General features: G+C 60.3%; 23 protein-coding genes and 1 tRNA gene. 1 reads left to right on the forward strand and 23 read right to left on the reverse strand.

What is annotated here, in order from left to right; genetic code table 11:
- Window positions 1-35: 35 nt before the first annotated feature.
- From cueR to JZX88_RS20665, 11 genes are all read right to left on the reverse strand, one after another.
- On the reverse strand, window positions 36-524 hold the full coding sequence (cueR, locus tag JZX88_RS20615) for a Cu(I)-responsive transcriptional regulator (protein ID WP_065115386.1): 489 nt from the start codon (window positions 522-524) through the stop codon (window positions 36-38).
- Between the two features lie 11 nt (window positions 525-535).
- On the reverse strand, window positions 536-1,558 hold the full coding sequence (locus tag JZX88_RS20620) for a 2Fe-2S iron-sulfur cluster-binding protein (RefSeq protein ID WP_206914697.1): 1,023 nt from the start codon (window positions 1,556-1,558) through the stop codon (window positions 536-538).
- 13 nt (window positions 1,559-1,571) lie between these two features.
- Complete coding sequence (locus JZX88_RS20625; protein WP_206914578.1) at window positions 1,572-4,076, reverse strand: heavy metal translocating P-type ATPase; 2,505 nt, start codon at window positions 4,074-4,076, stop codon at window positions 1,572-1,574.
- Between the two features lie 163 nt (window positions 4,077-4,239).
- Window positions 4,240-4,325, reverse strand: a tRNA-Leu gene (locus tag JZX88_RS20630).
- Between the two features lie 134 nt (window positions 4,326-4,459).
- The gene (locus JZX88_RS20635; RefSeq protein ID WP_110759256.1) at window positions 4,460-5,188 is read right to left on the reverse strand and encodes a thermonuclease family protein; all 729 of its coding nucleotides are present in this window, start codon (window positions 5,186-5,188) and stop codon (window positions 4,460-4,462) included.
- A gap of 162 nt (window positions 5,189-5,350) precedes the next feature.
- Entirely contained in the window at window positions 5,351-5,884 is a 534-nt protein-coding gene (locus JZX88_RS20640; RefSeq protein ID WP_065115382.1) for a MerR family transcriptional regulator, read from the reverse strand.
- A 278-nt stretch (window positions 5,885-6,162) separates the two neighbouring features.
- A complete protein-coding gene (locus JZX88_RS20645) occupies window positions 6,163-6,501 on the reverse strand; it encodes an integration host factor subunit alpha (RefSeq protein ID WP_003502236.1) in 339 nt (112 codons plus the stop codon).
- Between the two features lie 242 nt (window positions 6,502-6,743).
- The gene (locus JZX88_RS20650) at window positions 6,744-7,715 is read right to left on the reverse strand and encodes a beta-ketoacyl-ACP synthase III (protein WP_077982505.1); all 972 of its coding nucleotides are present in this window, start codon (window positions 7,713-7,715) and stop codon (window positions 6,744-6,746) included.
- 4 nt (window positions 7,716-7,719) lie between these two features.
- Window positions 7,720-8,781, reverse strand: coding sequence for a phosphate acyltransferase PlsX (plsX, locus tag JZX88_RS20655; RefSeq protein ID WP_065115380.1), 1,062 nt, complete (start codon window positions 8,779-8,781; stop codon window positions 7,720-7,722).
- A gap of 100 nt (window positions 8,782-8,881) precedes the next feature.
- On the reverse strand, window positions 8,882-9,445 hold the full coding sequence (locus JZX88_RS20660) for a DUF177 domain-containing protein (RefSeq protein WP_206914579.1): 564 nt from the start codon (window positions 9,443-9,445) through the stop codon (window positions 8,882-8,884).
- A gap of 8 nt (window positions 9,446-9,453) precedes the next feature.
- Window positions 9,454-9,993 (reverse strand): ubiquinol-cytochrome C chaperone family protein, encoded by a 540-nt coding sequence (locus JZX88_RS20665; protein WP_065115378.1) that lies wholly within the window; start codon window positions 9,991-9,993, stop codon window positions 9,454-9,456.
- A 270-nt stretch (window positions 9,994-10,263) separates the two neighbouring features.
- Between JZX88_RS20665 and JZX88_RS20670 the strand changes: the two genes are divergently transcribed.
- Window positions 10,264-10,794: an outer membrane protein assembly factor BamE gene (locus JZX88_RS20670; RefSeq protein ID WP_046798876.1), complete on the forward strand. Its 531-nt coding sequence runs from the start codon at window positions 10,264-10,266 to the stop codon at window positions 10,792-10,794.
- Window positions 10,795-10,869: 75 nt separating this feature from the next.
- On the opposite strand, the gene JZX88_RS20675 is transcribed toward JZX88_RS20670, so the two are convergent.
- From JZX88_RS20675 to JZX88_RS20730, 12 genes are all read right to left on the reverse strand, one after another.
- Window positions 10,870-13,008 (reverse strand): sodium-translocating pyrophosphatase, encoded by a 2,139-nt coding sequence (locus tag JZX88_RS20675; RefSeq protein WP_065115377.1) that lies wholly within the window; start codon window positions 13,006-13,008, stop codon window positions 10,870-10,872.
- Window positions 13,009-13,228: 220 nt separating this feature from the next.
- Window positions 13,229-14,452 carry an MFS transporter gene (locus JZX88_RS20680; protein WP_142855605.1) on the reverse strand — a complete coding sequence of 408 codons (1,224 nt, stop codon included), beginning with the start codon at window positions 14,450-14,452 and terminating at the stop codon, window positions 13,229-13,231.
- 21 nt (window positions 14,453-14,473) lie between these two features.
- On the reverse strand, window positions 14,474-14,971 hold the full coding sequence (gene nusB / locus JZX88_RS20685) for a transcription antitermination factor NusB (RefSeq protein ID WP_046798873.1): 498 nt from the start codon (window positions 14,969-14,971) through the stop codon (window positions 14,474-14,476).
- Window positions 14,972-14,975: 4 nt separating this feature from the next.
- A complete protein-coding gene (locus JZX88_RS20690; RefSeq protein ID WP_020809943.1) occupies window positions 14,976-15,422 on the reverse strand; it encodes a 6,7-dimethyl-8-ribityllumazine synthase in 447 nt (148 codons plus the stop codon).
- A 175-nt stretch (window positions 15,423-15,597) separates the two neighbouring features.
- Entirely contained in the window at window positions 15,598-16,230 is a 633-nt protein-coding gene (locus JZX88_RS20695; protein WP_065115375.1) for a LysE family translocator, read from the reverse strand.
- Window positions 16,231-16,525: 295 nt separating this feature from the next.
- On the reverse strand, window positions 16,526-17,137 hold the full coding sequence (locus JZX88_RS20700; RefSeq protein WP_206914580.1) for a riboflavin synthase: 612 nt from the start codon (window positions 17,135-17,137) through the stop codon (window positions 16,526-16,528).
- On the reverse strand, window positions 17,137-18,381 hold the full coding sequence (gene ribD, locus JZX88_RS20705; RefSeq protein WP_206914581.1) for a bifunctional diaminohydroxyphosphoribosylaminopyrimidine deaminase/5-amino-6-(5-phosphoribosylamino)uracil reductase RibD: 1,245 nt from the start codon (window positions 18,379-18,381) through the stop codon (window positions 17,137-17,139). Before ribD ends, JZX88_RS20700 begins: the two co-directional genes overlap by 1 nt.
- A 2-nt stretch (window positions 18,382-18,383) precedes the next feature.
- A complete protein-coding gene (gene nrdR, locus JZX88_RS20710; RefSeq protein ID WP_003496675.1) occupies window positions 18,384-18,863 on the reverse strand; it encodes a transcriptional regulator NrdR in 480 nt (159 codons plus the stop codon).
- A gap of 12 nt (window positions 18,864-18,875) precedes the next feature.
- On the reverse strand, window positions 18,876-20,165 hold the full coding sequence (glyA, locus tag JZX88_RS20715; RefSeq protein ID WP_065115372.1) for a serine hydroxymethyltransferase: 1,290 nt from the start codon (window positions 20,163-20,165) through the stop codon (window positions 18,876-18,878).
- A 188-nt stretch (window positions 20,166-20,353) separates the two neighbouring features.
- Window positions 20,354-21,685, reverse strand: a complete 1,332-nt coding sequence (locus JZX88_RS20720) for a murein L,D-transpeptidase (RefSeq protein WP_065115371.1) — start codon at window positions 21,683-21,685, stop codon at window positions 20,354-20,356.
- Between the two features lie 374 nt (window positions 21,686-22,059).
- Window positions 22,060-22,569 carry a transcriptional regulator LdtR gene (gene ldtR / locus JZX88_RS20725; protein WP_026363448.1) on the reverse strand — a complete coding sequence of 170 codons (510 nt, stop codon included), beginning with the start codon at window positions 22,567-22,569 and terminating at the stop codon, window positions 22,060-22,062.
- Window positions 22,570-22,803: 234 nt separating this feature from the next.
- A complete protein-coding gene (locus JZX88_RS20730) occupies window positions 22,804-23,241 on the reverse strand; it encodes a DUF6163 family protein (RefSeq protein WP_046798867.1) in 438 nt (145 codons plus the stop codon).
- Between the last annotated feature and the right edge of the window lie 114 nt (window positions 23,242-23,355).

The raw sequence follows: 23,355 nt of genomic DNA on the forward strand, positions 1-23,355 counted from the left end.
GCAATCAACGATCCGTTCCCGATGGGAACGGCTGGTTATTTCATGAGGCGCGGCAATTCCGTCACCGCCCCGGAAGTGCCCTTCAGCATTCCCGAACGCTTGGGCACAACCGCTACCGGAACAAAATCGGGATCTTCGGATTGCGCCAGATCCTGAATGATCGGGCAATCCGGCTCGCCATTATCGGGGCAATAGGTTGCGAGGTTTCGCAGCGTATCGGCCATGTCCCGAAGCGTATGCATCTTCGCCTCGAGGTCGACGACATGTTCCATGACGATGCGCTTGACATCACAGGACGCGCCGCCCGGATCACGCCACAGCGTCATGAGCTGCCTGATCTTTTCGATCGAGAAACCAAGGTCGCGTCCGCGCCTTATGAAGCGCAGCGTTTCCAGATCGTTGGCCGTATAGACCCGGTATCCGGAATCCGTGCGGTTTGCCGATTTGATCAGGCCGATCATTTCGTAATGACGGATCATCTTCGCAGAAACGCCTGACGCGGTGGCGGCTGTGCCGATATTCATGGATCCTGCTCCTATCTGTCCGGGGTGAAAAACACGTCTGCATGAATGTCGGCGGTGCGCATGCCACGCGCCACCAGTTGCGGCACGGTTGCCTCGATCATCGCCGGCGGGCCCGCGAGATAGGCTTTCCAGCCGTCAAGGTCGTCGAAATCATCCGCCACCGCGTTGCCGACATAACCGCACCGCATCTGCGCATGTGGCTCATTGGAGAGAACCGGAACGAAGCTCAGATTGCCGTGGCGCGCGGTAAGCGCTTCGAAATGCTCGACCATATAAAGATCGCGCAGGGCGCGGGCGCCGAAATAGACATGGACAGGACGATCCCGGCCCGTCATTTGCCCCGCTGCGAGAGCAGCCTCGACAACCGCCTTGACCGGTGCCAGACCCGAGCCGCCGGCAATGCCAAGGATTGGCCCACAATGTTTTTCCCGCAGGAATGACGAGCCGAAAGGCCCCACCAAAGTGACAGGATCGCCCGCCTTGGCCTGCGCGAATATATGGCCGCTTGTCAGGCCGCCCGGCACGTGCCGGATGTGGAATTCGATCAACTCCTCGTCGATCCGGCTGGCGATGGAATAGTCGCGCGGCGAACAGTCCGGGTAAAGCAGGCGCACATATTGACCGGGTTTGAAGGTAAACTGCGCGCGATCGTCAAGCCTGATGCGGATGAGCTTGATATCATGTGTCGCATCCACGGCTTCCGCCACCACGCCCTCGAAGCGGCCGGTCGGAATATCGGCAAATTCGTCCTCACCGTTGAGCCAGCCGATCGTCACGTCGCTCAGCGGCACGGCGCGGCAGGCGAGCGTCAGGCCTTCCGCCTTTTCCTCTTCGGTCAATGAAAAGGGCGTGTGCTTGAGAAGATCGATCTCGCCCGAAACGAGGTGCGATTTGCAGGCCCCGCAGCGGCCCATGCGACAGCCGTGCGGATAGGTGATGCCTGCCGCAAGCGCGGCCTGAAGCACGGTCTCGCCTTGCGCCGCCATGATGCTGCGTCCGATCTGCGGCAGATAGATTGTGTTGCCAGGCGTCATCATATCCGCCCTCCTATTCGGCCGCTGCGAGCTGCATGCCAGCCGCTTTGTCCGCCAGCGGCGCGTGGAAGCTTTTGAGGCGCAGCGCGTTTGTCAGGACGAATACGCTGGAGAGCGTCATGGCTCCGGCGGCAAGGACAGGCGACAGCAGAACGCCGTTGACAGGATACAATATTCCGGCTGCCACGGGAACGAGCGCGGCGTTGTAGGCAAAGGCCCAGAACAGGTTCTGGCCGATATTACGGATCGTCGCCTTGGAGAGCGCTATGGCATTGGCAACGCCACGAAGATCGCCCGACATCAGAACCACATCGGCGCTTTCAATGGCGACATCCGTGCCCGTGCCGATGGCAAGGCCGACATCGGCCGCCGCGAGCGCCGGCGCATCGTTGATGCCATCGCCGACAAAGGCGACGCGCCGTCCGCCGGCCGCCAGTCTCTTCACGGCCTCGACCTTGCCGTCCGGCAGCACTTCCGCCACCACCTCATCGATGCCAAGGCGGCGAGCGATGGCTTCGGCTGTGCGGCGATTGTCGCCCGTGATCATCGTGACCTTGAGGCCAAGCGCATGCAGCGCCGCAATCGCTTCCGGCGTCGTTGGTTTCACCGGATCGGCAACGGCGATGATCGCGGCCAGCCTGCCATCGACGGCGGCATAAAGCGGCGACTGCCCTTCCCTGCCCAGCCGCTCTGCATCACCGGCAAACATCGCGACATCGTAACCGAGCTTCGTCATGAAGCGATCCGCGCCCGCTTCGACCTTATGGCCATCGACTATCGCCGCCACGCCGTAACCGGGGGTGGCCTCAAAGCTCTCCGCATCGGCAAGCGTCAGGCCGCCATGTTTCGCAGCCTCGACGATCGCCTCGGCGATCGGATGTTCGGAACGGTCCTCAAGCGAGGCGACGAGGCGCAGCACCGCATCCGCGTCGAACCCCTCCGTCGTGGTGAAATGGACCAGTTTCGGCTTGCCGAGCGTCAGCGTGCCGGTCTTGTCGACCGCAATAACATCGGCGTCGCGCAGGGTCTGGAGCGCATCGCCGCGCCGGAACAGCACGCCCATTTCGGCGGCGCGGCCGGTGCCGACCATGATAGAGGTGGGCGTGGCAAGGCCCATGGCGCAGGGACAGGCGATGATGAGGACTGCAACAGCGTTGACGAGCGCGAAGGTCAAGGCCGGGTCCGGCCCGAACACGAACCAGACGATGAAGGTGGCGAGCGCGGCGAGCATCACCGCCGGCACGAACCAGTTGGTCACCTTGTCCACCAGCGCCTGTATCGGCAGCTTGTCGGCCTGCGCCTCCTCGACCATGCGGATGATCTGCGCGATCAGCGTATCGGCGCCCACCTTGGTGGCGCGGAAGGTGAAGGAGCCGTTGCGGTTCACCGTACCGCCGACGACTTCGGAACCCGCCGCCTTCGTTACCGGGATCGGTTCACCCGTGATCATCGATTCGTCGACATAAGAGGAACCATCGAGCACCAGCCCGTCGACGGGCACCTTCTCACCGGGACGAACGACGATAACGTCGCCCGTCTGCACATCCTGCAACGGCACATCGATGGTTTCGCCATCGCGCAGCACGCGGGCCGACTTGGCCTGCAGGCCGACCAGCCGCTTTATCGCCTCGCTGGTGCGCCCCTTGGCGCGCGCCTCGAGAAAACGACCGAGCAGAATGAGGGTGACGATAACGGCCGCCGCCTCATAATAGACATTGGCCGTGCCTCTCGGCAGGATTTCCGGCAGGAAGGTCGCGACCACCGAAAATCCCCATGCAGCGGAAGTGCCCAGCACCACCAGTGAATTCATGTCCGGCGCCAGCCGCAGAAGGGCGGGTATGCCCTTCCTGAAGAAGCGCAGGCCGGGTCCGAACAGGACCAGCGTGGTCAGCGCAAATTGCAGATACCAGCTTTCCCGCATGCCGATCGTGTCCATCACAAAATCATGGATGGCGGGCACAAGATGCGAACCCATTTCCAGGACGAAAACCGGCAGCGTCAGAATAGCGGCGGCGGCCAGGCTGACTTTCAGGCCACGCAACTCGGCCTCACGCCGGTCCGGCTCCTCGCCCTTGGCTTTGTCCGTGGCGATCTCGCTTGCCTTATAACCGACCTGCCTGATTGCTTCGGCCAGCCCGGCGGCGGAGACGGCATTGCCCGCGACGCGGACAGTGGCGCGTTCCGTTGCCAGATTGACGCTCGCATCGGAAACACCGGCGACCGCTTTCAGTGCTTTTTCGACACGTCCGACGCAGGAGGCGCAGGTCATGCCCTCAATATCGAGTTCGATGGTTTTCTCATCGACGCCATAACCGGCATTCCGCACGGCCGCGATAACGGCCAGGACGTCGGGCGGCCCGGAAAAGGCGATATCGGCGCGTTCGGTGGCGAGATTGACCGAGGCCTTGAGAACCCCCGGCACTCTGGCAATGGCCTTCTCCACCCGGCCAACGCAGGAGGCGCATGTCATGCCATCGATCGCAATCTGATGACTCGCGCGAATCTCCATTTGTGACATGCGTATGACCCCTCTTTTCTTGTATTAAAAAAAAGATAGGGCTTCCCATCGTGGCAAGGTCAATAGGTTCTTTTTGATGATTTTCAAGAAGGGATGGCGCGCGCGTGAACGGGCGTTTTATGTCGGTTCAGAACTTGCGACATCGGATAGATCAAAGGAAAACTGGTGCGGACGGCGGGACTTGAACCCGCAAGACCAATGGTCGGCAGATTTTAAGTCTGCTGCGTCTACCGATTTCGCCACGTCCGCATTGCCACGCCGCGTACCGTTCCGGCCGGGGCGCTGCAAAAAATCGTCATGCTTCGGGCGCCCGGCGCAGGGGCCGATCCCAAACACAACTTAGCCCCATCTACACAGGCCGGGCCGTTTCGGTCAACGGGGCCTCAGCCACACCATGACTGATTTTTTGCCGATGCGGGATGCGCGAGCCCTTCCCGCACCAGCTGGTCGGCAAAGGATACGCCCGAACGAGAAAGCCGTTTGCGTTCCGTGGTTTGTCCGCCCGTAACAGCGGAAGAAGCCACGTCGAAGGCGCCGGCATTCAGCATGTCGCGAAGCCTTACCTTCGCAACGAAACCGCGCTGGCGCTCTTCCATGCAGCGCGCCCGGTCGATCTGCGGGACTTCGATGCCGGCAAGCTGCATTTTCACACCCTTCATCCAGAAGGTGTTGCCATCGGCCACGCAATTGTTGAGACCGGAACGACCACAGAAGGCAAAAGTGCCGCTTTTTTCTCCGAGCGAGATTTTTTCGACCGAAGGGCGCGTTTCCGGCAGGATAGCGGCGACCTGGCTCTGCTGTGCCGTGGACGGCATGGCAATCGGGCGTGGCGGCACCGGGCCATTACCGGGCAGAGCGGGCGATGCCGGGCGAATGGATGCGACTTTCTCCGGCGTGACGGAATCGCGCCTGGCCGCTGTCGCGACTTTCGGAGAATTCGTGGCCGACGATGTGGCCTTCGCAACATGCCGCTGCGGCAGAAGACTGTCGCGGTGCTCGTAAGCCTGAATGCCGCCGGCAACAACGCCCAGCATCAGCACCCAGGGCCAAACGCTTCCGCCACCCGATTTCTTCGCCGTGCGGCGTCGTGCTGTCGATTTTCGATTGCTCACGATCGGACTCCTTTTTACGGAGCCGCATTATCGGCCAAAGGAGTTTCCGAAAAGTTGGCATTCCCAAGCGTTTTCGTTTTTCCCGGAATCGGGAAACGCTCTAACCCCTTGTTTTTTCGAATTCCCCGATGGGAACCGCTCAAAACAGCTGTGGATAAACCGTCAGCGAACCTGATCGAGCAGGCGCTTGCATTCGAGCAGATCGAACAGGGCTTCCTGCAACAGCGCCTGATCGTCCTTGCCGATGCCCGACTTGCCGACCGATATTTCCGCATCGCTGTTGCCGCCGCCGAAGCCGAAAAAACGACCGCTCGGCCTGGCCTTCGGACGGCCGACGACCTCGTCCCCATCGGTATCGATGACGCGTGGTTCGGCGACTTCCTTTTCGCCGCTCGCCGCCATGATCGCTTCCATGGTCGCGAGATCACCCGAGGCAATCGCGGCCACGAAGCGGTTGCCATTGGCTTTCAGCAGCTTCTGGACACCCTTGATGGTGTAGCCATGGTCGTAAAGAAGATGGCGAATGCCCTTCAGGAGATCGATGTCGTCAGGGCGGTAATAACGGCGGCCCCCGCCCCGTTTCATCGGCTTGATCTGCGGGAAGCGTGTTTCCCAGAAACGCAGCACATGCTGCGGCAGGTTCAGCTCATCCGCCACTTCACTGATCGTCCGAAACGCGTCGGGGCTTTTGTCCAAATTTCCACTCCCATCCGAACCGGAGCGCCATGCATCCGGCCGGACACTGAACGAGAACGCTTTTCCTCCACCGGTCCAGACACCATGCGAAAGCCGTCTTCCGACCCTCGCGCCGATACCCGTTGCGGCGAGATACAAATCACTAAAATTGATTATGATGTGAGTCGACAGGATTTCAACGGCTTGCACGTTGAAATTCAAGCATGTTCACAAGAAGAATGGGGAAAAGGGCTTGCGATACGGCAAAAAAGGCGTGTCGCTGCGGCTTCAGGTCGGGCTTATGCCCCGGCCTTCTGGCCCTTCTGCTTGGCCTTGCGGGCCGTATGCGCCTTCAGGATGCGCTGCTTCAGCACGTTTGACGCCTTGAAGGTCATGACACGGCGCGGCGAAATCGGAACTTCCTCACCCGTCTTCGGGTTGCGGCCGATGCGCTCGTTCTTTTCCCTGATCTGGAAAGTCGCGAAGGACGAGAGCTTGACGACCTCGCCGCGGGTGATCGCGTTACATATTTCGTCGATGATCGTTTCGACCAGTTCGGCGGATTCGGTGCGGGACAGCCCGACTTTACGAAACACAGATTCTGCAAGATCTGCGCGTGTCACTGTCTTCCCGGCCATTTTTCCCCACAAACCGTGTCTGAACTCTTCTCTAGGAGCCGCCGAGATTATTTCCCTTGTGGCGACCGGTCAAGGGATTGTTCCAGATTCATTTGAGGCTTTCGGCAATCAGTGCAAGGGCTTAGAGCACCCGGCGCGGTTTTGCCGCAATAGCCGGGCGCTCAGGCGCGACGGATCAGGCTTCGGCTGCGAAAAACACAACCGATTTCGCGCCGCCGCCTTCCCGCAGAATAAATTCATCGCTACCAGCGCAGCAGCACTGCGCCCCAGGTGAAACCGCCGCCCATGGCCTCCAGCATGACCAGGTCGCCCTTCTTGATACGCCCGTCACCGGCGGCAACGGCAAGCGCCAGCGGAATGGAGGCGGCCGAGGTATTGCCGTGCTGATCGACGGTGATCACGACCTTTTCCGGGTCGATGTTGAGCTTCTTCGCCGAGCCGTCGATGATGCGCTTGTTGGCCTGATGCGGAACGAGCCAGTCGAGATCATCCGCCGTCGTGCCTGTCGCTTCGAAAGCCTGTTCGATGACGTCGGTAATCATGCCAACGGCATGTTTGAAGACTTCCCGGCCTTCCATGCGCAGATGGCCGACCGTGCCGGTTGTGGAAGGTCCGCCGTCGACATAGAGCTTTTCCTTGTGCGAACCGTCGGAACGCAGCTGCGCGGTCAGGATGCCGCGATCGGCGGAGGTGCCCTCGCCTTCACCCGCTTCCAGAACAAGCGCGCCGGCGCCATCGCCGAACAGGACGCAGGTGGTGCGGTCCTTCCAGTCGAGAATGCGCGAGAATGTCTCGGAGCCGATCACCAGAACGCGCTTGGCCATGCCACCGCGAATATAAAGATCGGCGGTCGATACGGCATAGACGAAACCGGAACAAACGGCCTGCATGTCGAAGGCGAAGCCATGGGTCATGCCCAGCCGGTTCTGGATATTCACCGCCGTTGCCGGAAAGGTGTTGTCCGGAGTGGACGTCGCCAGAATGATAAGGTCGATATCATCAGGGGTCAGGCCGGCATTGTCGAGCGCGGCACGGGCCGCCGCCTCGCCGAGAGACGCGGTGGTTTCACCCTCGCCGGCGATATAGCGCTGCCTGATGCCGGTGCGCTGCACGATCCATTCGTCTGATGTCTCGACGACACCTTCGATTTCGCTGTTGGTCATGACACGCTTCGGAAGCGCTGCCCCGAAACCACGGACTATAGAGCGGATCATTCCCTTATTCCTCGTCAGCCACGAGAGCTTCGGGCGCCGGGGGCGGAAGCCGTCTTGCGTGGTAAATCTTCAGATCGTTTTCAATCTTGGCGGTCAGGCCGTTGTGAACCATGTCGTAGCCGACATCGACGGCGGAGGCAAAACCGATGGCATCAGTGCCGCCATGGCTCTTGATGACAATGCCGTTCAGGCCGAGAAACACGCCGCCATTGACCTTGCGCGGGTCCATTTTCTCCCGCAGCACATCAAAGGCGCTTTTCGCCAGAACATAGCCGATCTTGGCGAAGAAGCTGCGGGAGATCGCCTCGCGCAGCAGCGTGGTGATCTGACGCGCCGTGCCTTCGGCGGCTTTCAGCGCGATGTTGCCGGTGAAACCTTCGGTCACCACCACATCCACTGTGCCCTTGCCGATATCGTCGCCTTCGACGAAACCGCGATAATCGATGGTGCCGAGGTCAGCCTCGCGGATCAGCCGTCCGGCTTCCCGCACTTCTTCCTGACCCTTGACCTCCTCGACCCCGACATTGAGCAGGCCGACGGTCGGCCGATCAATATCGAAAAGCGCACGCGCCATGGCGCCGCCCATCAGGGCGAAATCCAGAAGCTGCTGGGAATCGGCGCCGATCGTCGCGCCGATATCGAGAACGATGCTTTCGCCTTTCAGCGTCGGCCAGATGCCGGCAATGGCCGGCCGCTCCACCCGCGCCATGGTGCGCAAACAGAATTTGGCCATGGCCATCAGCGCGCCGGTATTGCCGGCAGAGACGACAACATCCGCCTCGCCGAGCTTCACGGCTTCGATGGCACGCCACATGCTGGAGACATAGCGGCCGCGCCGCAGCGCCTGGCTCGGCTTTTCGTCCATACCGACCGAGACTTCACAATCGTGAAAGACCGACTTTTCCCGAAGCGCGGGATATTGTGCCAGAATGGGCTCGCATTTGCTCTTCTGCCCATAGAGCAGAAAAGTTACATCGTTGTGCCGTTCAAGCGCCTTGGCGGCACCGGGTATGGCAACATCTGGGCCGAAATCGCCACCCATGACGTCAATTGCAATTCTGATCACTCGTCCCTTATCCTTTTTGCCGCCACTCCAGCGGATTTTGCGCGAAAATACCTTTTCCGGCTTTTGTTACAATAAAATTATTTCAGCCCGGCGGGGCCATTCAGTCTTTTTTCCAATCTTTCAGCGCGGCGAAAGGCGACGGGCGCTTTTCCTCTTCGCGCTCCATGTCGCCGGTATCAACAAATTCGGCATCCGGTTTGCGCGGATAGGGGTCGATCGCAAGGGCGGCAAATTCCACGACGACGGCGCCGACATCGATGCTGTCACCCGTGAACTGGTCGGGAATATCAGGACCATCGGGATCGAGCACGATCTCGCCTTCCTCATTTGTGACCATCCGCGCCAGCTTCGAACCTTCCGGAACGAAAATCTGCTCGAGCGTCTCTTCGATCCTGCTCGAGACCGGCTCCAGCGTCACAACGCAGGACTGGGTCACGGCCGCATGCACCTCACCCTTGATCTTCAAGCCATCCTTCTTCCAGCGGGATACCTGCAGCTCCGCCTTAAGATAATCGACGGAAAGCACATCCCAGAATTTCGCCAGCGCCTTCAGTTCCTCGGCGTCGGCCTCAAGACCAATCCTGACGGGATTGGCGGAAATATGGCCTACCTTTACGGGATAGGAAAAAGGCAGGTCGTCATTTGCGGCGTGTCGCGTGTTCATCGTAAACCTCATCGTCCAGGCAAGGGCAGCGTCAGGCTTCCGGTTGCGATTGTTTCTTCGGAGCAGGCGGAAAGGGCCAGGGAGGCTTCCATCATCCAGCCCGCCAGCCCGTCCAGCGCCGGTGCGGTCTCGTCTGTCTGCGGATATATATTGCGCCGGAGCGCTGCGGCAAGGGCAACGGCGTCCGACGCATCCAGCGCCGCCGCATAGGATTCGAGTCGTCCATAAAACATGCCGGCGAATTTCTTCATGCGTTTCGGCACGCCCTGGTCACCGATGCCGAGCTCACGGATGGAATGATCGATATCCTGAAAAAAGGCGTCGACGATCTCCTGTGCGATCTCCTGGCCGCTGACGCCGGAGGACTTGGTACGGCGGAAATAGAGAATCATGATGACCGACAACATCTCGAAGCGGCCCATCACGGTATCGGGAACACCAAGATCGAGATAAAAGGCCGGCGTGCGGGCAGCAGCCGTCAAGGTCTCGTATTGCCTGTCGACTATGGCGCGATTGTTGTTTTTCTTCTTGAACAGCCCGAATATCATCGTTTTTTTCCGAACGGGGCCGGTGAATTCACTTACCGCCCCTCGCACTTGTTGCATGATCGTCAAAGCTGGTTTACCGAAGCATCCACGAATTGCAATGCTGTCGCGGTCACGTTCGTCTTTGCGCTGAAACAGTCGAAGAGAACCGGAGGAGTTCCAAAAGACCGGGAAAGCATTGAATTTGGGGGGTGATCGGGATTTTCCGTCCCCGGATTGACACAATCATGTGCACAGACACTGTGCACCACGCAATGCCGGAAGGTGCCATTCATGATCGCAGTCGGGGAAAAGCAGTTGAGCAAGCAGAAATCCGCAAGTCACGGCAAAATTCTGAGCAAGACCGCCATCGCAATCGTGCTCGCATCCGGCCTGCTTTCCGCCTGCACCAGCACGACAGACGTATTCCACAACGGCTATGTCATGGACGAGCAATCGCTGCAGCTGATCCCGGAAGGCTCCAGCCGTGAGCAGGTTCTGCTGACCATGGGCACGCCTTCCACCACCGCGACCTTCGGCAACGAAGTGTTCTATTACATCTCGCAGAAGCGTGTGCGCCGCGCCGCCTTCATGAAGCCGACGCTGGTCGAGCAGAACATTCTTGCGATCTATTTCAACAAGGACGGCGTCATCGAGCGCAAGGCCAATTACGCGCTGCAGGACGGCAAGGTCTTCGACACGATTTCGCGCACCACCCCGACGGGCGGCAAGGATCTCACCTTCCTGCAGCAGCTGCTCTCCGGCGGCACCTCGGGCGCCAATATTGCCAAGAGCATTCTCGGCCAGGGCAATAACACGCCCTGATCGGAAAAAGACAATAAATTCAAAGGCCCGGGGATCGCTCCCCGGGCCTTTTTCGTTTGCCGAAACCTAAAGCCTTCAGTGGGCAAGAACCGCCAGCAGCAGCAGCGCCACGATATTGGTGATCTTGATCGCCGGGTTGACGGCGGGACCGGCGGTGTCCTTATAAGGATCGCCAACCGTATCACCCGTCACCGACGCCTTGTGGGCGTCCGAACCCTTGACGTGGCGCACGCCGTCCTTGTCGATGAAACCATCCTCGAAGCTCTTCTTGGCATTATCCCATGCACCGCCGCCTGACGTCATGGAAATCGCCACGAACAGGCCGTTGATGATAACGCCGAGCAGCGATGCCCCGAGTGCGGCAAAGGCTGACGCCTTGGAGCCCGAGATCAGCAGCACGCCAAAATAAACGACGAGAGGAGCGAGAACCGGCAGAAGCGAAGGGATGATCATTTCCCGGATCGCCGCTTTCGTCAGCAGATCGACCGCCCTGCCGTAGTCAGGCTTTTCCGTGCCCGCCATGATGCCGGGTTTTTCACGGAACTGGCGGCGTACTTCCTCGACGATGGCACCTGCCGCCTTGCCCACCGCCGTCATGGCGATGCCGCCGAAGAGGTAGGGAATGAGGCCGCCGAACAGCAGGCCAGCCACCACGTAGGGGTTGGCGAGGCTGAAGGAAATCTCGCCCATGTCCTTGAAGTAGGGATAGGTATCGCCATTGGCGGCGAAGTAGGACAGGTCGTTGGCATAGGCGGCAAACAGCACCAGCGCACCGAGGCCGGCAGAACCGATGGCATAACCCTTGGTCACCGCCTTGGTGGTGTTGCCGACGGCGTCCAGCGCGTCGGTCGCCTTGCGCACATCGGGATCAAGACCGGCCATTTCGGCGATGCCGCCGGCATTGTCCGTGACCGGACCGAAGGCGTCGAGCGCGACGATCATGCCGGCAAGGCCAAGCATGGCGGTGACCGCGATGCCGGTGCCGAACAGGCCGCCGAGCTGGTATGTGCCGATGATGCCACCGACGATGACAATGGCCGGCAGCGCCGTCGATTCCAGGGAGACGGCAAGCCCCTGGATGACGTTGGTGCCGTGGCCGGTGACCGATGCCTGGGCGATGGAATTGACCGGCCGCTTGTTGGTGCCGGTATAATATTCAGTGATGACGACGATCAGCGCCGTCACGACAAGGCCGACCAATCCGCAGAAGAAGAGATTGGTGCCGGTGATCTCCATGCCGGCCACCGTACCCACCGTTCCCCAGCCCACCGTCGCATAGGTGGCGACCGCAAGACCGACGACCGAAAAGACGCCGGTGGCGATGAGCCCCTTGTAGAGCGCGCCCATGATGGAATTGTTGGTACCGAGCTTGACGAAGAAGGTGCCGGCAATCGAAGTCAGAATGCAGGCGCCGCAGATCGCCAGTGGATAGACCATGGCGCTTTCCAGTATCGGTGTTCCGGCAAAGAAGATCGCGGCGAGAACCATGGTCGCCACAACAGAGACGGCATAGGTTTCGAACAGGTCGGCCGCCATGCCGGCGCAATCGCCGACATTATCACCGACATTATCGGCGATCGTCGCGGGGTTGCGGGGGTCGTCCTCTGGAATTCCGGCCTCGACCTTGCCGACGAGATCGCCGCCGACATCGGCGCCTTTGGTGAAGATGCCGCCGCCGAGACGGGCGAAGATGGAAATCAGCGACGCGCCGAAGCCGAGCGACACCAGCGCGTCAATCACCTCACGCGAGCCGGCCGGATGGCCCATCACCGAGGTGAGGATGAAATAATAGATGGATACGCCGAGCAGCGCGAGCCCCGCCACCAGCATGCCGGTGATGGCGCCCGACTTGAAGGCGATATCGAGACCGGCTGACAGGCTGTGCGAGGCGGCCTGCGCGGTGCGCAGATTGGCGCGCACGGAGACGTGCATGCCGACGAAACCGGCGACGCCTGAAAGCACCGCGCCGACGAGGAAGCCGATGGCCGCCATGGAGGACAGAAGATACCAGGCCAGAATGGCGACGATCAGTCCGACGATGGCGATGGTGAGATATTGACGGGTGAGATAAGCCTGCGCACCTTCACGGATAAAACCTGCTATTTCACGCATACGCTCGTTGCCCTGATCGGCATCGAGAACGCTCTTGGTCGCCCATACCGCGTAAACCACGGACAGGACACCGCATAAAATCACTATGGGTATTACGGTCATGCGCACTTACCTCCCAAAAGGCCGGGTCTCACTCCCTCCCCGGCGTGGCGAACCATGTGCAAGGACAGGGGCGATGGCACGCACTCCAGGTCCTGTCGTGGCCATTTGTTCCCCTCCCAAGGAAAAACGACCTGCGCGGCAAGATTGCGTTGGCGAAAGGCGCGGCGTCAAGCCCACAAATTCGCCTGAAACATGAAAGGGCTAGAAGACGGACGCCGCCCTATGCGGTGTTTTTGCGCGGCTTCAGCATCAGCGACAGGACGAGCAGGAGGCAAAGCCCCGCAACCGGCCAGATGACGAGGTTCATCACCGACCAGCCCCAGGCCGTAAACACCTTGCCGGAAGAGAAGGATGACAGCGCCACCGTGCCGAACAGCACGATATCGTGGAAGCCCTGCACCTTGTCCGCCTCATGCGGGCGGTAACTGGAGGTGATGATGGCGGTTGCGCCGATGAAGCCGAAATTCCAGCCGAGACCGAGCAGGATGAGCGCCGCCCAGAAATTCCACAGCTCGATGCCCATATGGGCGACGATGGCGCAGGCCATCAGGACGACAAGGCCAGCCGCCACGATTTTTTCAGCACCGAATCGGGAAATCAGCATGCCCGTGAAAAAGCTCGGGCCGAACATGGCCAGAACGTGCCACTGGATGCCGAGCGTGGCAAGTTCGGTGGGGAAACCGCAACCGACCACCATGGCAAGCGGCGCGCCGGTCATCATGAAGGTCATCAATGCGTAGGAGCCGATGCCGCAGATCATGCCGGTGACGAAACGCTGCGTGCGAACGATTTCCGACAGGGGTCTGACGGCCTCCGTATGGGTGGAGGCGGCCTTTGGATCGGGCAATTTCAGGAATGCCAGAATGGCGATCGAGATGATGCCCAGCGGCACCAGCGCAATGAAAGCGCCGGCGAAGGTGACCGGCGCCAGCAGGTCCTTGCCGAGAATAGCCAGCTGCGGCCCGACGATGGCGGAGATGATGCCGCCCGCGAGAATCCACGAGATTGCCTTCGGCTTGTAGAAGGATGGCGATGCATCGGCGGCGGCGAAGCGGATTTTCTGTGTGAAGCCGCCTGAAATGCCGATCAGCAGCAAGCCGACGGCGAACAGCCAGAAATCGGAACGGAAGAGCGCGACTGCGGCAATGCCGCCACCGATCGAGCACATCAGCGCGCCGACCATGAAACCGGCCTTGCGCCCGAGAAAACGGGATGCCGCAGCAACGCAGATGGCGCCGAGCGCCACGCCGATATTGAAGCCGGTGAGCGGCGCGGTCGCCAATGACTTGTCGGCGCCGAGCAGCTGATAGCCGGCAAGCGCGCCGACCGAAAAGCTCAAAGGCGCGGCCGATCCCATGATCGCCTGCGCCATGGTGAGGAGGAAGACGTTGCGCTTGGCCTCGTCCAGTTGAACTTCAAGTCCGGGGACGGAAACGGCGCTCATGTCTTCCTCACCTAAGGTTTTTTAGCGTTTTGCCTCGCCGCGCACCTGCTTGGCAATGCGGTCAAGTACCGCATTCACCAGCTTCGGCTCGTCGTGTTCGAAGAAAGCACGGGCGATTTCGACATATTCCGTGACGATGACGGCGACCGGCACGTCATTACGCTCGAGGATCTCGAAGGTGCCGGCGCGAAGAATGGCGCGCACGGTGGCATCGAGACGCGACAGCGGCCAGTCTTCCAGAAGGGCGGAACGCACCAGGGGGTCGATCTTCGTCTGGTCACGGACGACGCCGGAGACGATGGAGCGGAACCACGACGGATCGGCCTTCAGATAGGTATCGCCATCGACTTCCTGACCGAGACGGTGCGCCTCATATTCGGCCACCACTTCCATCACGCCGGTTCCGCCGACATCCATCTGGTAGAGCGCCTGCACGGCCGCAAGGCGGGCCGCGCCGCGCTGGTTGGCGGGCTTTACCGAAGGCTGGCGCGGTTCGCCGCCATTATCAACATTCGACATGCGCTCAGCCACCCAGTTTCTTCTTCAGCTCGATCATGGTCAGCGCCGCACGGGCGGCAAAACCGCCCTTGTCCTTGTCGGAACGGCGCACGCGCGCCCAGGCCTGCTCGTCGTTCTCAACGGTGAGGATGCCGTTGCCGATCGGCAGCGATTCGCTGACGGCGAGATCCATCAGGGCGCGGGAGGATTCGTTGGAGACGATATCGAAGTGATAGGTCTCGCCGCGAATGACCATGCCGAGTGCGACGAAACCGTCATATTCCGTGCCGTCATTGTCGGCACCGTCAAGCGCCATGGCGATGGCGGCGGGGATTTCCAGCGCGCCGGGAACGGTGATGACGTCATAGGTGGCGCCGGCCTCATCGAGCGCGAACTTCGCGCCTTCGAGAAGGGCATCCGCCATATCGTCGTAAAAACGTGCTTCCACGATAAGAAGATGGGGTTTGGACATGTGAGGGTTCCTGGGGATTTTCCCGAAAAGCTTTACGCCGGATCATACCGGCTTTTGCGGCGGTCAAACCACGGCTGGCCGTTCTTGGCAAGTATTTTCATGCATTACCCACGCAGCATGGCCCGTTTGCGGGGTATCCCGCAAGGCTTGATGTCTCTGCGGCGCGGCTGAGAAATCAGCTTTTCTGGAAAGCCAGATGCACGCCAAGCCCCATCAGCACCGTTCCGGCGGCGCGCCGGGCCAGAGCCTGCACGGCGCTCGACCGCTTCAGACGCCCGACCATGGCGCCCGCCAGAAGCACGCCGACGAGATCGGCGGAGGAGAAAATGAAATTGACGGCGATGCCGAGGATCAGGAACTGCAGCCAGACCGGGAAAGCAGCCGCCGGATCGACGAATTGCGGCAGGAAGGCCAAGAAGAACAGCGCCGTCTTCGGATTGAGGACATCAACGATGATACTGTCGATGAAAGCCCGACGCGCCGATTTCGGCTCGATGGTGAGATTGACCGCCTCGCCTTCCAGCTTGCTGCGCAGCATCGAGAAACCCAGCCAGATGAGATAAAGCGCACCGCACAGCTTCACCGCAAGGTAAAGCCATGGAACCGCCTGAAACAGCACGGAGAGACCGGCCGCAGCGGCGAAGATATGAAAATAGCAGCCGACATGGATGCCGAGTACCGCCATCAGCCCGGCAAACCGACCCCGTGCCATGGTCTGTGCCGCCGCGTAAAGCATGGCTGGACCGGGAATATAGGCAAACAGGGCGGTGGTGATGAAAAAGGCTGTCAGCAGTTCAAAAGACGGCATGATGTGTTTCCCCTATCCTGTTTGGCGCGCAGTCGATCTCAAACGGCCGAATGACGTCTGTACAATCTTTCCGGTTCGACCGGAAGCGCAGTCGCGACCAGCACCGATCACGATCAAACTCGCTGCTCCTCCTCCGTCATGCCGGACTTGATCCGGCATCCAGCCGACGCGCGTCTGTGCGGCGAAAGGAGTCTTTTCAGCCCAAGGACTTGGGCTGGCTGGATTCCGGCTCAAGGCCGGAATGACGGGAGAAGGAAGAGTCCGCGAACATAATAAAGCGCCGAGCCTCCCCAGCTTACGCCGAAGGAAACTCCGCAAGCCTTGCGGCGTAGCGCGCCATGGTGTCGACTTCGAAATTGACAAAATCGCCCGGCTGGCGTTCGCCCCATGTGGTGACAGTGAGCGTGTGGCGGATCAGCAGCACGTCGAAATCCGTGCCTTCGACGGCGTTGACGGTCAGCGAGGTGCCGTCGAGCGCCACGGAACCCTTGGGTGCCACGAATTTCGCCAGATGGTCCGGCGCGCGCAGGCGGATACGTACAGCTTCGCCTTCCGGCTCTACGGCCAGGATTTCCGCCTTGCCATCGACATGGCCGGATACGATGTGACCGCCAAGCTCGTCGCCGATCTTCAGCGCCCGCTCCAGATTGACATGGGTGCCCTGTTTCCAGCCGGCGATCGTCGTCAGGCGCAACGCCTCTTCCCAGGCCTCGACCTCATACCAGCGCTCGTTGCTGCCGCCTTCCGGCAGCCTCGTCACCGTCAGGCAAATGCCGCCATGGGAGATGGATGCACCCATATCGATGGTCTTGGGATCGTAATTGGTCGCCACCCGCAGACGAATGCCTTCCGCCAGGGCTTCCAGCTCGGAAACGGTTCCAACGTCGGTGACAATTCCGGTAAACATCAAATCGGCCTTTCATAATCGAAGCAGCGATCCGGCCCATAGGCGGTTTCGCTGACCAAAGCATAATCGCCCTTGATATCGGCACGGCGGAGCGGCGTTTCAATGCCGCCCTCACCGATCACGACAGGGCTTTCGAACAGCATGATACGGTCCACCAGCCCGGCTTCAAGGAATGATTTTGCGGCAAAGGCACCGCCTTCGACCAGAAGTTCCGACATGCCGCTATCGGCAAGGATGTGGAGGAGGTTTTCGAGGGTTGTGGCTTCGAGGATCTGGACGCCGGCGTTGGTGAGGAGTTGGCGCTTTGACTCGCGGTTACCCCCCTCTGCCCTGCCGGGCATCTCCCCCTCAAGGGGGGAGATCGAAGGAGCGGCGTGTTGCCCGACATCAACAGCTGGCGAATGAGACCCCGGCTCAAAATTTGAGCGAGCGGACAGCCCCTTGCCGATCTCCCCCCTTGAGGGGGAGATGCCCGGCAGGGCAGAGGGGGGTAAAGCCGCAACCACTACCGGCACCTCCCGCGCACTCCGCACCAGCTTCGACGTCAGCGGCAATTCAAACTGCCGATCCAGCACGACGCGCACCGGCGAACGCTGTTCCATTCCGGCAATGCGCACCGTCAGTTCCGGATCATCCGCAATCGCCGTGCCAATCCCCACAAGGATGCAATCGCAACGCGCCCGCAGCTCATGCACGGCATGGCGAGCCTCGGGACCGGTGATCGCCACCTGCCCCTCGCCTTTCCTGCCGATCATGCCATCGGCGGAAACGGCAAGCTTCAGAATCACATGCGGGCGTTTTTTCATCTGGCGCGTGAGATAACCGGCAAGCGCCCTCTTACCCTCATCACGCAGCAGGCCGGTTTCCACGACAATGCCGGCATCGCGCAAAATCATATAACCACGGCCGGACACACGCTCATCCGGATCATCCACCGCCACCACGACACGGGCGACGCCGTATTCCACCAGGGCATTGGCGCAGGGCGGGGTCTTGCCCCAGTGCGAGCATGGTTCGAGCGTCACATAAGCGGTAGCACCACGAGCCGCATCGCCGGCGATTTCCAGCGCCTGCCGTTCGGCATGGGGGCGGCCGCCAATGGCAGTCACCGCTTCGGCGATGATTTTCCCGTCCTTGACGAGAACACAGCCGACCGAGGGGTTGGTCAGCGTCTGGCCCTGGTGGCGAAGCGAAACCTCGATTGCCCTTGCCATGAACCTTTCGTCATCGGCACGGCTCGTCACGGCTAGACTCCGGCGTCCGTGTCGCGGGCGATCTTGGCGTTGATTTCGGCAATCACGTTTTCAAAATCCTCGGCATGGCTGAAATCGCGATAGACCGAGGCGTAACGCACAAAGGCCACGTCATCGAGGCTCTTCAGCGCTTCGAGAACCTGCAGGCCGATTTCTTCCGAGGGAATTTCCGTCTCGCCGGAGCTTTCGAGGCGACGAACGATGCCGGAAACGGCACGCTCGATCCGGTCGCGATCAACCGGGCGCTTGCGCAGCGCGATCTCGAAGGATCGCACCAGCTTTTCCCGGTCGAAAGGCAGCTTGCGGCCGCTTTTCTTGATGACCATCAGCTCGCGCAGTTGCACGCGCTCATAGGTCGTGAAGCGGCCGCCGCAATCGGGGCAGATGCGCCGCCGGCGGATGGAGGTGTTGTCCTCCGCCGGACGCGAGTCCTTGACCTGTGTGTCTTCGGAACCGCAAAAGGGGCAGCGCATCGTCTTTTTTCCTTACATGTACGGGTACATCGGGAAACGGTCGGTCAGGCCGACGACCTTTTCACGCACCGCAGCTTCGACGGAGGCGTTGCCCTCGTCCGAATTGGCGACCTTCAGGCCGTCGAGAACCTCGACGATCAGCTTGCCGATTTCGCGGAATTCCGCTTCCTTGAAACCGCGCGTCGTGCCGGCCGGCGTGCCAAGACGGACACCAGAGGTGACGAAGGGCTTTTCCGGATCGAAAGGAATGCCGTTCTTGTTGCAGGTGATGTAGGCGCGGCCGAGAGCTGCTTCCGCGCGCTTGCCGGTGGCGTTCTTCTTGCGAAGGTCGACCAGCATCAGGTGGTTGTCGGTGCCGCCGGAGACGACATCCAGACCGCCTTCGACCAGCGTTTCAGCCAGCGCCTTGGCGTTCTTGACGACCTGTGCGGCGTAGTCCTTGAACTCCGGCTGCAGCGCTTCACCGAAAGCAACGGCCTTGGCGGCGATGACATGCATCAGCGGGCCGCCCTGCAGGCCGGGGAACACGGCCGAATTGAACTTCTTGGCCAGATCCTCTTCATTGGTGAGGATCATGCCGCCACGCGGGCCGCGCAGCGACTTGTGCGTCGTCGTCGTTGCAACATGGCAATGCGGGAACGGCGACGGGTGCTGGCCACCAGCAACGAGACCGGCGATGTGGGCCATGTCGACCATCAGGTAAGCGCCGACTTCATCGGCGATCTCGCGGAAACGCTTCCAGTCCCAGACGCGCGAATAGGCGGTGCCGCCGGCGAGGATCAGCTTCGGCCGGGTTTCCTTGGCCTTGCGCTCAACTTCGTCCATGTCGAGCAGGTTGTCGCCTTCGCGCACGCCGTAAGACACGACGTTGAACCATTTGCCGGACATGTTGACCGGCGAACCATGCGTCAGGTGACCGCCCGAGTTCAGGTCGAGACCCATGAAGGTATCGCCCGGCTGCAGCAGCGCGAGGAACACGGCCTGGTTCATCTGCGAACCGGAATTCGGCTGGACGTTGGCGAAGTTGACGCCGAACAGCTTCTTGGCGCGCTCGATGGCGAGTTCTTCAGCGATGTCGACGAACTGGCAGCCGCCGTAATAACGCTTGCCCGGATAACCTTCCGCATATTTGTTGGTCATGATCGAACCCTGCGCTTCAAGCACGGCGCGGGAAACGATGTTTTCCGAGGCGATCAGTTCGATCTCGTGGCGCTGGCGACCCAGTTCCTTCTCGATCGCGCCGAAAATTTCCGGATCGACATCGGCAAGCGGACGGGAGAAGAAAGCATCTGTGTTCGACATGGTGAAGGCTCCTGAAACAGTAATGCGATGGCGTCTTAGCGTTCCGCCCGGACAAGAGCAATACGGGGTGCGAGATTTGCCTGTCAAACTGCGACGTTGCGACAAAAAACAGCAGCTGTTTTCAGAAAATCGCCAAGAAAAAAGCCGCACCCGAAGATGCGGCCTGTTTTCATCGATGAAAGCGTGGATCAGTTGCGCGGCAGAAGATCGTCATCAACAGGGCCGGCCGGCTGCTCCATGCCGCTCGTGGTGTTGAGCGCCAGTTCGGCATTGCCATCCTTTTCATAGATGTCATCGCGGAACTGCACCACGCCGTCCTTCGCCGACCATGCGGTGATGTAGACGAAATAAACAGGCACTTCCTGCGCGAGCTTGATCGGCGTGTTGACGCGGGTGGCGATGACACGTTCCATTTCCTGACGCGACCAGCCGGGCGTGTCGCGCAGCAGCCAGCTTGTGAGGTCGCGCACATTCTGCACGCGCACGCAGCCGGAGGATTCAAACCGCATCAGCTTGTTGAACAGGCCCTGCTGCGGCGTATCGTGCATATATTCGTTGTTCGGATTGTGGAAGTTGATCTTCGTGGACGACATGGCGTTGATCTTGCCGGGGTCCTGACGGAACATCAGGTTCGGGGCCTTCGGCGCGAACCAGTCGACCGCAGTCGGCGGCACTTCCTGTCCCTTGCCATCGATGAGGCGGATATTGTTCCGCTCCAGATAGGTCGGGTCCTTCTGCATCAGCGGCACGATATCCTTCTCGATGATCGAGCGCGGCGCGGTCCAGTAAGGATTGAGGATGACCTCGTAAATCTTGGAGTTGATGACATGCGTCGGGCGGCTGGCGCGGCCGACGACGGCCGTGTTGCGCAGGACGACGCGTTCATTTTCAACGGCTTCGATGGCGGCGGCCGGAATATTGACCATCAGGTGACGCGGGCCGAGATCGCCCGACATGGACTGGATGCGCACGAGGTTGGTCTGCAACTGCGCCAGACGGATCTGCGCGGAAACATTGAGCGCCTTGGTAGTGTATTCACCGCTGACACCATCTGCCGGAAGGCCATGGCGGGCCTGGAAGCGTTTCAGCGCGCCATCGACGTAGCTATCGAAGGCGCTGGAAATGCCGGCTTCGCGCGGCAGGTCGCCGGATACCATCAGTCGCTGGCGAAGCGCCTGTACGGAAGGATCGGAGACGCCGATCTGCAGACGCTGCTGGGAAGCAGGCACTTCCGGCCAGCCGCCATTCTGCACGATCTGCTGATATTGCATGATCGCCTGCTGCATGTAGACAGGCGCTTCGCGTCCGAGAACCGGATTGTTGGAAACGACGCCCACGGCCGAACGCGACGTATTGGCGTCGAACTGGTCATCCCAGTTGCCGCGGCGCGACGAGCCCATGAGATCGTTGAGCGCGTTCTGCGCAAAGGCGGGCGCGGCAAGCGCGGCAGCACCAACGGAAACGGCCGAACGCAGAAGCGCGCGGCGCGATACGGAATCGGAAACGGATTTCTTTGTCATTCTACCTACCAGCCACTCTCTTCGGCATTCTCAACAATGCCTAAATCAATATGATTAACAAACACGTACAACGTGCCTGCCGGCCGGTAATGCTCGAGGCCCAGGGTCTGGGCGCTACAGTCTGGCAGAACAGTCGGGACTTGCCGCGACAGCAGGAGAAACAGCCGGCTCCCTCATCCTTGCCGGTCCCATATCAATATGGCCAATTCGTGTCACGAGCCTTTTCTCACAAAGCTGTGTTGCCTGAAAATGAAGGCGAAGGCTCAGATAATGGACCGGGCTTGACATGAAAAATGTGGGCCGGCGCTGCTCGGAATCCGCAAGCCGGAGGCAAAGCGATGCCCCCGGCTTAAACAGTGAAACCGTCGCGGATATTAGAGACGATAAGCGATCGAGTCGTTCCAGAAGCGATCGAGGCGCTGCAGCAGCTTGTTCATTTCGGAGAACTCGCCGGTGCCGATGCCGCCGACCTTTTCGATCGAGCCGACGTGGCGTTCATAAAGGCGGGCAACCGTTTCGGCAATTTCCTGGCCCTTTTCCGTCAGGCTGATGCGGACCGAACGGCGGTCGACACGCGAGCGCTGGTGGTTGATGAGGCCGAGATCGACCAGCTTCTTGACGTTGTAGGAGACGTTCGAGCCGAGGTAATAACCACGCGAACGAAGCTCGCCGGCCGTCAGTTCGGAATTGCCGATGTTGAACAGCAGCAGGGCCTGAACGGCGTTGACGTCATCGCGACCCTGACGGTCGAACTCATCCTTGATGACATCGAGGAGGCGGCGGTGGAGACGTTCCACCAGGTGCAGCGACTCCATGTAGAGCGAGCGGATGGTATCTTCATGTGCATCGGCAACAACGGCCTGCGGCTTAACTTTGCTATTGATCATGACTGCCTCACTGTTTTGTTTGGCGGTGTGTTTGTTTGTCTCCCGCCTTGAGTGAGAACCTAATCAATGCGCATAAAATTCTACTTAAAAGCTACGATTAACAAATGGTTACCTGCATTTTCCCTGGAGGGCCCAACTTGTGGCGAAGCGGGAATGGCCAGAGGCCATGCATTATAAATCAATAGCTTAGCGATAAAAAACGGCCTGAAAACAGGCCGAATTGCTTTATTCTTATGGTAAATCAATTCTTGCGCGTTCTTCATTCTGGCGGTGATCCAGCCAGAAAGCGACCAGGAATAGTATATAAATGGTTGCCACAAGGCCGTGCATGACGGGTACCAGCGTGTTGGCGCCGAAGATATGTGGCCATACCTTATACATGGCGATCTGCGCGCCTGCCCCCATGACCCACATGACCGCGCCCCAGGAGGCGCCAAGCCAGAGACCGAGTGCCGCGACGGGGAAAATGACCGCCAGCGCGCTGCCCGCCACCCGCCAGGGCAGGTTCAGCATATCGAACCGCCCCTGCCCGCCCAGCGAATACCCCGTCAGCATCGCCCAATATTGCAGGCCGAACCAGAAACAGGAGACCGCAACCAGCCTCATGAAGACCAGAAAGAGGATTTCCGTAAGCGGACGTTTCGGCAGAGGTTGAGAATCAGGTTCCATGGCCGGAAGATACGGTCTCGACGGGCGGGCGACCAGTCCATATTGAATTTCGCCACCTGCCTTGTCAAAGCATCATCGCGGCGCGGGACGCCAATGAGGGAAGATTGTCGCATT

The sequence above is a fragment of the Agrobacterium sp. OT33 genome (assembly GCF_017313365.1).
GTDB lineage: Bacteria > Pseudomonadota > Alphaproteobacteria > Rhizobiales > Rhizobiaceae > Agrobacterium > Agrobacterium rhizogenes_A.